This is a genomic window from Rhodoferax sp. RT5P35, assembly GCF_056521385.1.
The window spans coordinates 70382-82621 of record NZ_JBWMAX010000018.1 but is presented as its reverse complement, the minus strand read 5'-3'; the positions used below and the strand labels follow the sequence as shown (position 1 = coordinate 82621).

Sequence of the window (12240 nt, the reverse complement as noted above, 5' to 3'; positions counted from 1 at the left end):
CGGGTTGTATCTCTGGAAATCTCTGAATCTTTAAGCATGGTGTGCACGATCTGTTGCGTGCACACGATCTTGCGAGTGGAAAGGGCTCAGTTCAAGATGGGTTCGCCGGACGCTTACGGATCGTCAGCATGATCCTCACATTCGCCTCGGCAGTTCTAACGCTTCGACGCATAGAGGGGCCAAATTTCTTGGAACACCACAGGCGTGCGGCCATCTTGATTGCACTTCTGTCTCTCTCGTACATCTTGCTCGGCGTTCTACTACCACCCGGAAAATGAGCGCTCCTTCGCTAGGCCAGAAGAGGCCGATGTCTAACCCCCCGTTCCAGCCGACGCCCAAGGGCGCGGCTGAACGCAAACGTCAGGCGCTACAAGCAGTCCTCCGTAGCCTGCGTTGTATTTTCGTAGCCCATGGGCTACATTTGACGTATGCGAATCGAGAAAACGGACGAGTACCGCGACTGGATTGACGGCCTGAAGGACCCATCCGGACGGGGGCGCGTATTGATGCGAGTTGACCGTCTTATCCACGGAAACCCTGGTTTGCATCGCAATCTGACAGAAGGCGTATCTGAACTCAAAGTCGACGTAGGCCCCGGCTACAGGGTCTATTACGCACAGCGCGGAGACCGCCTGCTGTTGCTAATCGCAGGTGGCGACAAGTCAACCCAGACCAAGGACATTGCCAAGGCCCTTGAACTCAATCGAAGTTTCGTGGAGTAACCGTTATGACCAAATTAGCCGCAAAGAAAACTGTGAAGACGAAGACCTCTCCATACGACGTGTCGGAGCATCTGCGCACGCCCGAAGAGATGGCAGCCTACTTGGATGCATGGCTTGAAGAGGCATCTGAAGACGCGGCCGGGATTGCCCGCGCTTTGGGCGACATTGCGCGAGCCAAAGGCATGTCGCAAGTGGCCAAAGACGCTGGGCTTAGTCGCGAAAGTCTTTATCGTGCACTCAGCGCCGAAGGAAATCCAAGTTTCGCTACGGTGCTCAAGGTGGCCAAGGCACTTGGCGTAAGGCTTCACGCGCAGGCCGTACCAAGTGGCGCCTAACCACTCGCTCAAGCTGGGCACCAACGTCACCCCTCCTCCAAATCCCCCCCGACAGGCAACATCGCCTGCGCCTGTGCATCTGGCAGCGCCTCCACCACCTTCAGCGCCCGCCGCATCTGCCGGGTGCGGGTATCGGCCTTGTCCAAGGTATCCGAGGCCTTCTGCACCTGCTCGCGGATGCGGGCGACCCATTCGCCGTAGCGCTCGAACTCGGTTTTCACCGCGCCCAGCACCTTCCACACCTCGCTGGCCTGCTGCTCCAGCGCCAGGGTGCGAAAGCCCATGTGCAGGCTGTTGAGCATGGCCAGCAAGGTGGTCGGGCCGGCCAGGGTGACGCGGTAGTCGCGCTGCAGGCTGTCCATCAGGCCGGGGCGGCGCAGCACTTCGGCGTACAGGCTTTCAATCGGCAAGAACAGGATGGCGAAGTCGGTAGTGTGCGGCGGCGCCAGGTAGCTCTCGGCGATCGACTTGGCCTCAGTGCGGATGCGGGCTTCGAGTGCCTTGGCGGATGCTTCGGCGGCGACGGCGTCGGTACGTTCGTGGGCATCTAGCAGGCGCTCGTAGTCGTCGCGCGGGAACTTGGCGTCGATAGGTAGCCAGACGGGCGCGCCGTCGGCACTGCGGCCGGGGAAGCGCACCGCAAAGTCCACGCGCTGGTTGCTGCGCGGCTTGGTTTCGATCTGCTTGCCGTACTGCTCGGGGGTGAGCACCTGTTCCAGCAGATTTTCCAGCTGCACCTCGCCGAACATGCCGCGGGTTTTGACGTTGGTGAGCACGCGCTGCAGGTCGCCCACACCCTGCGCCAGCGATTGCATTTCGCCCAGGCCTTTGTGCACCTGCTCCAGCCGGTCGGCCACCTGCTTGAAGCTTTCGCCCAGGCGGGTTTCCAGCGTGGTTTGCAGCTTCTCGTCTACGGTCTGGCGCATCTCGTCAAGCTTGGCGGCATTGCTTTGCTGGAGCTGCTGCAGCTGCGCCTCCAGCGTGGCGCGCACCTCGCCCATGCGGCGGGCGTTGGACTCGCCCAGGGCCAGTAGCTGGGTGCTCAGGGTGTCGCTGACCGAGCGCTGCAGCAAGGCGAGCTGCTGGGCCAGTGCATCAATCTGGGTGTTTTGGGTGCGGGTGGCCTCGGCACTTTGCTGCACCAACGTGCGCTGGAAGTTGGCAAAGCTGGTGCCCAGCTCTTGCCGGTCGGCCCGTGAGGAATCCCGTTGGGCGCGCTCCAAGCGGTCAAACCCGGTGTTAGTGGCGGAGTTGTCTGCCTCGGGCGGTTTGCGCAGCAGCAGGGCCAGCAACAGCGCCAGGTTCAACACGGCCAGCGCCAGCAGCCCCCATTCGGTCAAGCTCAATAACACTGTCGATTTACTATCTATTTGCTAGCTACTTGTGTAGCGTTTATGGGCGTGAGCGGCTTGTTTTGTATTAAAAATCCGATCAGGTTGTCGGCTGCCAGTTGCGCCATGGCCATGCGGGTGGCCACGGTGGCGCTGGCGATGTGCGGGGTGAGTACCACGTTGGGCACGGTCAGCAGATCCGGGTGGACCTTGGGCTCGCCCTCGAACACGTCCAGCCCAGCGGCGGCGATGCGGCCCTCGCGCAGGGCCACGGCCAGGGCCGCGTCGTCCACGATACCGCCGCGCGCGATGTTGACCAGGGTGGCGGTGGGTTGCATCAACGCCAGCTCGGCCGCACCGATGGTGTGGTGCGAGGCGGCGGAATACGGCACCACCAGCACGACGTGGTCGGCGGTTTTCAGCAACTCTTCTTTGGACACAAAACGGGCCTTGCAATCCGCCTCGGTCGCCGCATCCAGCTGGCTGCGGTTATGGTAGATCACGTTCATGCCAAAGCCGTGGGCGCCGCGCTTGGCGATGCCTTGGCCGATGCGGCCCATGCCGATGATGCCCAGCGTGCTGCCGTGGATTTCGGCCCCGGCGAACATGTCGTAGCTCCACTTCTTCCACAGCCCGGCGCGCAGGAAATGCTCGCTCTCGGCAATGCGCCGGGCGGTGGCCATCAGCAGGGCGAAGCCGAAGTCAGCGGTGGTTTCGGTCAGCACGTCGGGTGCGTTGGTGGCCAGCACGCCCGCGGCGCTCATCGCGTCGATGTCGAAGTTGTTGTAGCCCACGGCCATGTTGGCGCAGATGCGCAACTGCGGGCAGGCAGCCAGCAGCTCGGCGTCGATGCGCTCGCTGCCGGTGGTGAAGGCCCCGACCTTGCCCTGCAAGCGGGCGATCAGCTCGGCTTTGCTCCAGGATGCATCCTCCTGGTTGGATTCCACCGCAAAGTGCTGCTCCAGGGCGGCAAGGGTGGCGGGGAAGATTTTGCGGGCAACAAGGATGGCGGGTTGGGTCATAGGGGTGTCTCAATTTCAAAAACCTGGCGCAGGTAGCCCACGTACTTTTCGTCTTCGCACATGTTCTTGCCGGGCGAGTCGGATAGCTTGGCAACGGGTTGGCCGTTACAGCGGATCATCTTGATGACGATTTGCAGCGGCACGTGCAGTGGCGGGTCGCCCATGTCGTTGGTCAGGTTGGTGCCGATGCCAAAGGCCAGCAGGCAACGGCCACGAAACTGCTGGTACAGCGCGATGGTGCGCGGCACGGTCAGGCCGTCGCTGAAGATCAGCACCTTGGTGAGCGGATCGACGCGGTTTTTTTTGTAGTGCGCCAGCAGGCGCTCGCCCCACTGGAACGGGTCGCCGCTATCGTGCCGCGCACCGTCGAAAAGCTTGCAGAAATACATGTCGAAGTCGCGCAGAAAGGCATCCATGCCATACACGTCGCTGAGCGCAATGCCTAAGTCGCCCCGGTATTCCTTGGCCCACATTTCAAAACCAAACACCTGGCTGTCACGCAGGCGCGGACCCAGCGCCTGGCAGGCCTGCAGGTATTCGTGGGCCATGGTGCCCAGCGGGGTCAGTCCTAATTGCATAGCAAACAATACATTGCTGGTGCCCGCGAACTGCCCCTGAGGCCCTGAACCCAGCTGCGCCACCATGGTACGCAGCACCTCTTCGTGCCAGGCCTTGCTGTAGCGGCGGCGGGTGCCGTAGTCGGCAATCTTGAGCTCATCCAGGCCGTCACCGCGCAACTGGGTGATTTTGGTCTGCAGCCGCTGCCGGGCCTGGGTGAAGTTGGGCACGGTGGTCGCGTGGCGAAAGTACACCTCGTTGACGATGGCCAGCACCGGAATCTCGAACGCAATCACATGCAACCACGGACCCTGGATGGAGATGTCAATCTCGCCATTCGGCAGTGGGGTGACGACGATGTATTTCTCGTTGAGCCGGAACAAGCCCAGAAAGTCCACAAAATCGCTTTTGATAAACCGCATGGAGCGGAGATAGCCCAGCTCGGCCTCGGTAAAGCCCAGACTGCACAGCCCGCGGATCTCGCGCTGGATCTCGTCCACAAACGGGGCCAGGTGCACGCCGGGGTTACGGCATTTGAAGCGGTACTGCACCTGCGCGGCAGGAAAGTGGTGCAGTACGACCTGCATCATCGTGAACTTGTAGAGGTCAGTATCGAGCAGGCTGGTGATGATCATAAAAGCGAAGGCATGGGGCCCAAACGACCTAGAAACAGGGGCAGAGCCGCAAAGTGTAGGGGATTCGCCGGGCTTCCAGTATTTAGCAGCGTTGCACCTTGGGCCGGTATGCCGCCGGGATCGAAGGGTCAGCCGCTGAAGCCCAGTACCGCGGAGGGTGCATTCACCTCAGCACCTGCACGCAGCTTGAACACCGCCACCACCTGTACCAGTTCGTGGGACTGCTGGCGCAGGCTGTTGGCGGCGGCAGCCATCTCCTCCACCAGCGCAGCATTTTGCTGTGTTGCCTGGTCCATCTGGGCCACGGCTTCGCCCACTTGGGCCACCCCCAGGGACTGCTCGTTGCTGGCCACACTGATCTCACCCATGATGTCGGTCACCCTGCGGATGGAATCGACCACCTCGGCCATGGTGGCACCCGCTTGACCGACCTGCGCGCTGCCTTGGGCGACGCGTTCGACGCTGGTGTTGATCAGGGTCTTGATCTCCTTGGCCGCATCGGCCGAGCGCCCGGCCAGGCTGCGCACTTCGCTGGCCACCACAGCAAAGCCACGGCCCTGCTCTCCGGCACGGGCGGCCTCAACGGCGGCATTCAGCGCCAGGATATTGGTCTGAAAGGCGATCCCGTCAATCACGCTGATGATGTCGGCAATTTTGCGGGAGCTGTCGTTGATCCCCTTCGTGGTCTCGACCACCTGGCCAACGGCTTCTCCGCCGCGCACCGCCACCAAAGATGCGTTCATCGCCAGTTCATTGGCCTGGCGGGAGCTGTCGGCGTTCTGCCGGACGTTGGAGCTCAGCTCTTCCATGGATGCTGCGGTTTGTTCCAGCGCACTGGCCTGGCCCTCGGTGCGGGCGCTCAGGTCGTCATTGCCCTGGGCGATTTCGGCACTGGCGGTGGCCACGTTTTCCGAACCCGAACGCACGTTCGCCACAACCCGCACCAGACTGGATTGCATCTCGCGCAGGCTCGTCAGCAGTTGGCCCACCTCATCGGTGCGCTGGCTGTCTATCTGTGCCGTCAAGTCGCCTGCGGCGACTCGGCGCGCAATCCCTACAGCCTCGCCCAGGGGCCGCACAATGCCCCGAGAAATATGCCAGGCCGCGGCAGCGGCCAGCAGAAATGAGAGCAAAAATGCCCCCCCTGCAGCACCCACCAGTTGGCGATGCTGCAAGCCGTTGTTGGCCAGCGCAGCGGCGACATTGGCATCCTGGATCGCCACCAAATGGCCTATGGTCTCGGCCCACTGGTCCTGGATCGGGCTGACCTTGGTCACCAAAATGGTGGCGGCGGTATCTGGGCGAAAGTTGGACGCATATTCCTCCGCCTTCTGCAGCGGCTCCACCGTCTCTTGCTCCAGTTTGACGGCCCGCGCCAGATCCGCCTGCTCTTCTGGGGTGGGCGCCAGGCTGGCAAACCGTGTGAAATTTTTCCTGTATTGTTCTTGCCATCCCCGCAGCGCCGCAACCTCTTTCTTCATCTCATCCACATCCGAACGCAGTCCGATGTTGCGGGCCTGCAAACCCTGGCGGAAAACAGCATCGCGCATGGCGCCGGCGATATCCCGGCGCTCTTTGGCGCGGCTGAGCACCTCGTCAAAGGTACTGCGCCCTTGCGCGTCCACCATAAAAGTGGCGGTGAGCACCAAGGCCGGCAAAATGAGTGCCAGCCCTACGGCCAGGTAGAGACGGTGCGATATCTTGAAATCCATGGCGTTCCTTTGGAGTGAGGGACAGTTCAGCAGCCACAAAGTGCAAACACTGTGGACTGCGAAGAAAGAGAGAGCTCTACAGCTTTTATGTAACTCAATGCAACTATCTCTCTAAACCCAAGAAAGCAATCCTAGGGTTTTCGATAACTAAAACAAATTGATTTAATAACTATAGTGCAGTGCCAAGTGAAATAACTCCCGCATTTCTACGGCACCTGCCCCTAACTGAACCCCTTGTTCATTCCTTTTTCGGAGACAACATGAAGAAATTTACCGCTTCCCTGGTCTTGACCGCCATCGCTTTTGCCGCCACCAGCGTTTGCGCTGCGGAGCCCGTCATCGGCCTGATCACCAAAACCGATACCAACCCATTTTTCGTGAAAATGAAAGAAGGTGCACAAGCCGAAGCCAAGAAGCTGGGTGCCAAGTTGCTGAGCGCGGCAGGCAAGCAAGACGGCGACAACGCGGGCCAGGTCACCGCCATTGAAAACATGATTGCGGCCGGTGCCAAGACCATTCTGATCACCCCCAATGATTCCAAGGCCATCATCCCCAGCATCAAGAAAGCCCAGGCCCAGGGCGTGTTGTTCATTGCGCTGGACAGCCCCACCGACCCGGCCAGCGGCACGGATGCCCTGTTTGCCACTGACAACTACAAAGCCGGCATTTTGATTGGCCAGTACGCCAAAGCGGCCATGGCCGGCAAGCCTGCCAAGATCGCCACGCTGGACCTGTTCCCCGGCCACCCTGTGGGCGCGCAACGCCACAACGGCTTCATGTCCGGCTTCGGCTTGGCAGCAGCCGATGCCAAGAGCAACGAACTGTCCAAAACCGCTGAAATCGTTTGTATGGCCGACAGCTACGGTGACCCGGCTAAAGGCCAGACCGCCATGGAAAACTGCCTGCAGAAGAACCCCGATATCAATCTGCTCTACACCATCAACGAGCCTGCTGCACTCGGCGCTTACCAAGCTCTGAAGGCTGCTGGCAAGGAAAAAGACGTGCTGATCGTCTCGGTGGACGGCGGCTGCGACGGTGTGAAGAACGTCAAGGCCGGCATGATTGCCGCCACTTCGCAACAGTACCCCTTGAAGATGGCCAGCATGGGCGTGGCCGCAGGCGTGGCGTTTGCCAAGGATGGCAAAAAGGCCAGCGGTTACACCGACACCGGCGTGACACTGATCACCGACAAGCCACAAAAGGGTGTGGACAGCAAGGACACCAAGGTTGGTATGGATCTGTGCTGGGGTAATAAGTAACACCCCCAGGCTTGCCCACTGCGTGTGGCAGCGCCACCCCCCCGCGCATGGGTTTGAAAAACCGATGCGACACGCAGGGGGCGATACCTGTGGCCTGGCAAAGCCGGTTCCGTGGTGTCTCTGAGGGGCTGCGTTCTGGCTGATAGCTGGGGCACGTAATTAACCCGGCATGGCGAATATCCGCCGGGGCAACCATACAGACATGGTTGCCCCGTTTTTCAACCTACTTCCCCAAGGCTTACCGTGAGCACCCTCAAAGAAAAACTACCGCCGATTGGCACGCTCGGGCCGTTCATTGCCCTGCTGATCGCTTGCGTCTTCTTCGCCAGCCAAAACGAACGATTTTTATCAGCCACCAATTTTTCGCTGATCCTGCAACAAGTCACCGTGGTCGGCGTGATCGCCATCGGCCAGACCCTGATTATTTTGACGGCCGGTATCGACCTATCGTGCGGCATGGTGATGGCATTGGGTGGCATTGTCATGACCAAGCTGTCGGCCGATTTGGGCCTGCCTGCGCCACTGGCCATCCTCTGCGGCATTGCGGCCACAGCCTTATTCGGCCTGCTCAACGGCCTGCTTGTCACGCGCATCAAGCTGCCGCCGTTCATCGTCACGCTAGGCACATTGAACATTGCATTTGCCATTACTCAGCTGTATTCCAATGCGCAAACGGTCACCGAGGTGCCACCGCTGATGACCATGCTCGGCAACACTTTTCACATCGGTGCCACCGCCGTCACCTACGGCACGGTGCTGATGCTGGCACTGTATTTAGGCGTGTGGTTTTACCTGCGGGAAACGGCCTCTGGTCGCCATGTGTACGCAGTAGGCAATAACCCAGAAGCCACGCGCCTGACGGGTATTCCCACCGAACGCGTTTTGCTGGGCGTGTATGTGCTGGCAGGCATTCTGTACGGCGTGGCCTCGCTGCTGTCGGTGGCCCGCATTGGGGTCGGTGACCCGAACGCCGGGCAGACCGAGAACCTGGACGCCATTACCGCCGTGGTGCTGGGCGGCACCAGCCTGTTTGGTGGACGCGGCGTGGTTCTGGGCACCCTGGTGGGCGCCATCATCGTCGGCGTGCTGCGCAATGGCCTGACCTTGATGGGCGTGCAGTCGGTGTACCAGGTGCTGATCACCGGTATCTTGGTGATTTTGGCGGTCACTATTGACCAGTTGTCCCGCAAAGGAGGCCGTTAATGTCTACTGCAACACCCCCCTACAAAATCGTCATGAAGGCCACCGGCCTGGTCAAACGCTACGGCCAGGTCACGGCCCTCGACGGTGCCGACCTGGAGCTGCGCCAAGGAGAAATCCTGGCGGTGATTGGCGACAACGGCGCGGGCAAATCCTCGCTGATCAAATGCCTGTCCGGTGCCACTATTCCCGACGAAGGTGAAATCCTGCTGGACGGCCAGCGGATTAACTTCAAGAGCCCGATGGATGCACGCCAGGCCGGTATCGAAACCGTCTACCAGGATCTGGCGGTGGCAGCTGCCATGAGCATTTCAGAAAACCTGTTTCTGGGCCGCGAGATCCGCCGCCCCGGTTTTGCCGGCAATGTGCTGCGCATGCTGGACAAAAAGAAGATGCTGGAGGAAAGTATCTCCCGCATGAAAGACCTGAAGGTCGGCATCCGCTCCATGACGCAGGCGGTGGAAACACTGTCCGGCGGCCAGCGCCAGTGCGTGGCCGTATCGCGTGCCGCAGCCTTTGCGCAGCACGTGGTCATCATGGACGAACCGACAGCAGCGCTGGGGGTCAAGGAAGGCAATATGGTGCTGGACCTGATCCGCCGGGTGCGCGACAAGGGTTTGTCGGTGATTTTGATCTCGCACAACATGCCGCATGTGTTCGAGATTGCCGACCGCATCCACGTGGCCCGCCTGGGCAAGCGCGGCTGCGTGCTCAACCCGCACAAGATCAGCATGGCCGACACCGTGGCAGTGATGACCGGGGCCATCCGCCCGGACGAGCTGCCCGCCGAGTCGCTGGCGCACTAAGGTCAAAGACATGCTCAAAGGAATCGACCCCCTGCTCACGCCCGAACTGCTGAAAGTGCTGGCCGAGATGGGGCACGACGATGCCGTGTTGCTGGCAGATGCCAACTTTACCGCCCTGCGCCTGGCCGCTGGCAAGCCCGTGCTGTACCTGCCTGGCGTGGGCATGCAGCGCGCCGTGCAGGCAGTGGAATCGGTGCTGCCGCTGGCGGCCGACGTGGAGGCCCCGGTGGCCTTCATGCAGGTGTCGGGTACCACGGCGCCCTACCGTTCGGCTTTGCAGCGCGAGGTGCTGGACATGTTGCAGCCCAGCCTGCTGCCCGGCCAGCAAGCTGAATCGATCGAACGTTTTGCGTTTTATGAACGCGTAGCCAATGTCTACGCCATCGTGCTGACGGGCGAGTTGCAGCCCTTCGGCAACTTCATTCTGCGCAAAGGAGTCATCGGCGAAAATCTGCGGACATGAACGCCCTTACCGCTGATCTCGCTCCCCCTCTGCTGCGCCCGCGTGGCTCCAACCACGTCGGGATGCGGCAGTTCAATGAGCGGGTGGTCCTGCAAGCGATTCGGCAACATGGCAGCCTGCCCAAGGCCGACCTGGCCCGGCTGACCCACCTTACGGCCCAGACCATAGGCCTGATCACCACCCGGCTGGAAGAAGACGGCCTGCTGCTGCGCCGCCAGCCGGTACGCGGACGCATCGGCCAGCCATCGGTGCCACTGGCATTGAACCCGGACGGGGCCTTCTCCATCGGCATCAAAGTAGGCCGCCGCAACACCGACTGGCTGCTGGTCGACTTCACCGGCAAAGTGCGCCAGCGCCTCACCTTGCCCTATGCCTTCCCCGACACCGCCGTGCTGCTGCCCGCGCTGTCCACCCACTTGAACACCTTGCGCGACAGCCTGGGTCCGCTGGCATCACGGCTGGTCGGCATTGGCGTGGCCGCACCCTTCCAGATGGGTGGCTGGCACAAGATGCTAGGCCTATCCGACGCGCAGTCCAGCGACTGGAATGCTCTGGACCTGGGCGCAGCGGTGCAAGCCATGACCGACATGCCCGTGAGCTTTGCCAAAGACACCAGCGCCGCCTGCGTGGCCGAGCTGGTGGCGGGCCGGGGCCGCGACCTGAAGACCTTTTTATACATATTCATCGATACCTTTGTGGGCGGTGGCCTGGTGGTCAACTCCCACCTGCACGGCGGCTTGCACGGCAACGCGGGGGCGGTCGCCTCCCTGCCCATGCAGTTGGCCACCACGCCGGGCACCGCGCCAGACCAGTTGGTGGTGCATGCCTCGCTATGGGAACTGGAACAGCGCCTACTGGCGGTCGGCCTGGATCCCACCGCTGCCTACGACGACCGTGCACTGATGGCACCCAATGCCACCGAGACCCACGCCTGGGTGGTCCAAGCCGCCGCCGCGCTGGCGCATTGCGTGGTCAGCGGGACCGCGTTTCTAGACCTGGAAGCCGTGGTGATCGACGGTTCGCTATGCCGCCCACTGCTGGAATTGCTGCTAGAGCGTACCCGGCTGGCGCTGGCCGACTTCAATTGGGAAGGCCTGTGGCGCACCGAACTGGTCGCTGGCAGCATCGGCTCGGATGCGCGCGCGCTGGGTGGCGCGCTGCTGCCGCTGCACGCCAACTTTGCGCCCGACCGGGATTTGTTTTTAAAAACCTAAGCTTGAAGACCATCGTTCAGATGGTGCTCTTCCAGAAAATCCAGAAACCGCCGCACCGCAGGCACCATGCCTCGGCGAGACGGAAACACTGCGTGGAACACGCCGGGGTGCGGTGCCCATCCTGGCAGCACCGGCACCAATTGCCCCTGGCGGATTTCTTCGGCGCACATGTAGGCCGGCAACACACAGATGCCCGTGCCGTCCAGCACCGCCAGTTTCAGGGTCAGCAAATCGTCGGCAACGTAGCGCGGTTGGTGCGTTACGGTACGGACCACGCCTTCTGGTCCCTGCAGATGCCACACGGCCCGTCCGTCGCTGGCCGACATACTGACCGAGTCCAGCTGGGCCAAGTCTTCCACCTCGGCCGGGTGGCCCTGGCGGGCCAGTTGCTGCGGGCTGGCCACCAGCAGGGAGCGCGTCATGCCCAGGTTTTTCACCACCAGGGTGCCGCTTTCGTCCAGCGTGAGCCGCACGCGCAGGGCCACGTCCACTCCCTCTTCCACCAGGTCGACCACCCGGTTGCTGACCCGCATGTCCACCTTGACCAGCGGGTAGCGGGCCAAAAACAGCGGCATCACCTCGCCCAGCGTGGTTTGCGCCAGCGTCACCGGGCAAGCGATGCGGATGGTGCCGCGCGGCTCGGTTTGTGCCTGGGCCACAGCATCGGCCGCAGCATCGGCTTCGTCGCGCATGGCCATGCAGTGGCGGTGGTAGATCTCGCCCACCTCGGTCAGTGAAAGTTTGCGGGTGGTGCGCTGCAGCAGGCGCACGCCCAGCCGGGCCTCCAGCTCGGCCACCCGGCGCGACAGCCGAGACTTGGGCAAGCCCAGCGCGCGGCCAGCCGGGGCAAAGCCACCCCGCTCCACCACCTCGGCAAAGTAGGCCATGTCGTTCAAATCCTGCATTATTGGCTCCATCGTCCCACCAGCAGGACGATGTAGTGCATTTTTACCCACTTATCGAAGCATTGGAGTGGTGAGAAA

The 12240-nt window shown here is 61.8% G+C and carries 12 protein-coding genes; 7 read left to right on the top strand and 5 right to left on the bottom strand.

Annotation, left to right across the window (positions count from 1 at the left end):
• The first annotated feature begins 428 nt into the window (after positions 1-428).
• Together AC097L_RS21805 and AC097L_RS21800 are read left to right on the top strand one after the other, a co-directional pair.
• Positions 429-722, top strand: coding sequence for a type II toxin-antitoxin system RelE/ParE family toxin (locus tag AC097L_RS21805; protein WP_479588817.1), 294 nt, complete (start codon positions 429-431; stop codon positions 720-722).
• A 5-nt stretch (positions 723-727) separates the two neighbouring features.
• Positions 728-1057, top strand: coding sequence for an addiction module antidote protein (locus tag AC097L_RS21800; RefSeq protein ID WP_479588816.1), 330 nt, complete (start codon positions 728-730; stop codon positions 1055-1057).
• Positions 1058-1083: 26 nt separating this feature from the next.
• On the opposite strand, the gene AC097L_RS21795 is transcribed toward AC097L_RS21800, so the two are convergent.
• The 4 genes from AC097L_RS21795 to AC097L_RS21780 form a co-directional block, all read right to left on the bottom strand.
• Positions 1084-2397: a DNA recombination protein RmuC gene (locus AC097L_RS21795; protein WP_479588820.1), complete on the bottom strand. Its 1314-nt coding sequence runs from the start codon at positions 2395-2397 to the stop codon at positions 1084-1086.
• A gap of 26 nt (positions 2398-2423) precedes the next feature.
• On the bottom strand, positions 2424-3410 hold the full coding sequence (locus tag AC097L_RS21790; RefSeq protein ID WP_479588815.1) for a 2-hydroxyacid dehydrogenase: 987 nt from the start codon (positions 3408-3410) through the stop codon (positions 2424-2426).
• Positions 3407-4603 carry a nicotinate phosphoribosyltransferase gene (gene pncB, locus AC097L_RS21785; protein ID WP_479588814.1) on the bottom strand — a complete coding sequence of 399 codons (1197 nt, stop codon included), beginning with the start codon at positions 4601-4603 and terminating at the stop codon, positions 3407-3409. Before pncB ends, AC097L_RS21790 begins: the two co-directional genes overlap by 4 nt.
• A gap of 128 nt (positions 4604-4731) precedes the next feature.
• Positions 4732-6315 carry a methyl-accepting chemotaxis protein gene (locus tag AC097L_RS21780; protein WP_479588813.1) on the bottom strand — a complete coding sequence of 528 codons (1584 nt, stop codon included), beginning with the start codon at positions 6313-6315 and terminating at the stop codon, positions 4732-4734.
• 260 nt (positions 6316-6575) lie between these two features.
• Here AC097L_RS21780 and AC097L_RS21775 point away from each other — a divergent pair, with 260 nt between their 5' ends.
• From AC097L_RS21775 to AC097L_RS21755, 5 genes are all read left to right on the top strand, one after another.
• On the top strand, positions 6576-7574 hold the full coding sequence (locus AC097L_RS21775) for a substrate-binding domain-containing protein (RefSeq protein ID WP_479588812.1): 999 nt from the start codon (positions 6576-6578) through the stop codon (positions 7572-7574).
• Positions 7575-7817: 243 nt separating this feature from the next.
• On the top strand, positions 7818-8777 hold the full coding sequence (locus tag AC097L_RS21770; protein WP_479588811.1) for an ABC transporter permease: 960 nt from the start codon (positions 7818-7820) through the stop codon (positions 8775-8777).
• On the top strand, positions 8777-9580 hold the full coding sequence (locus tag AC097L_RS21765; protein ID WP_479588810.1) for an ATP-binding cassette domain-containing protein: 804 nt from the start codon (positions 8777-8779) through the stop codon (positions 9578-9580). The genes AC097L_RS21770 and AC097L_RS21765 overlap by 1 nt, the downstream gene beginning before the upstream one ends.
• Before the next feature lie 10 nt (positions 9581-9590).
• Positions 9591-10043, top strand: a complete 453-nt coding sequence (locus AC097L_RS21760) for an RbsD/FucU family protein (RefSeq protein ID WP_479588809.1) — start codon at positions 9591-9593, stop codon at positions 10041-10043.
• Positions 10040-11257, top strand: a complete 1218-nt coding sequence (locus AC097L_RS21755; RefSeq protein ID WP_479588808.1) for an ROK family transcriptional regulator — start codon at positions 10040-10042, stop codon at positions 11255-11257. Before AC097L_RS21760 ends, AC097L_RS21755 begins: the two co-directional genes overlap by 4 nt.
• Here AC097L_RS21755 and AC097L_RS21750 read toward each other — a convergent pair.
• On the bottom strand, positions 11254-12162 hold the full coding sequence (locus tag AC097L_RS21750) for a LysR family transcriptional regulator (protein ID WP_479588807.1): 909 nt from the start codon (positions 12160-12162) through the stop codon (positions 11254-11256). The two genes, AC097L_RS21755 and AC097L_RS21750, sit on opposite strands and share 4 nt — an antisense overlap.
• Positions 12163-12240 lie beyond the last annotated feature (78 nt).

Coding starts and splice junctions, on each gene's coding strand:
- AC097L_RS21805 (WP_479588817.1), top strand. CDS start 429: ATGCGAATCGAGAAAACGGACGAGTACCGCGACTGGATTGACGGCCTG.
- AC097L_RS21800 (WP_479588816.1), top strand. CDS start 728: ATGACCAAATTAGCCGCAAAGAAAACTGTGAAGACGAAGACCTCTCCA.
- AC097L_RS21790 (WP_479588815.1), bottom strand. CDS start 3,410: ATGACCCAACCCGCCATCCTTGTTGCCCGCAAAATCTTCCCCGCCACC.
- pncB (WP_479588814.1), bottom strand. CDS start 4,603: ATGATCATCACCAGCCTGCTCGATACTGACCTCTACAAGTTCACGATG.
- AC097L_RS21780 (WP_479588813.1), bottom strand. CDS start 6,315: ATGGATTTCAAGATATCGCACCGTCTCTACCTGGCCGTAGGGCTGGCA.
- AC097L_RS21775 (WP_479588812.1), top strand. CDS start 6,576: ATGAAGAAATTTACCGCTTCCCTGGTCTTGACCGCCATCGCTTTTGCC.
- AC097L_RS21765 (WP_479588810.1), top strand. CDS start 8,777: ATGTCTACTGCAACACCCCCCTACAAAATCGTCATGAAGGCCACCGGC.
- AC097L_RS21760 (WP_479588809.1), top strand. CDS start 9,591: ATGCTCAAAGGAATCGACCCCCTGCTCACGCCCGAACTGCTGAAAGTG.
- AC097L_RS21755 (WP_479588808.1), top strand. CDS start 10,040: ATGAACGCCCTTACCGCTGATCTCGCTCCCCCTCTGCTGCGCCCGCGT.
- AC097L_RS21750 (WP_479588807.1), bottom strand. CDS start 12,162: ATGCAGGATTTGAACGACATGGCCTACTTTGCCGAGGTGGTGGAGCGG.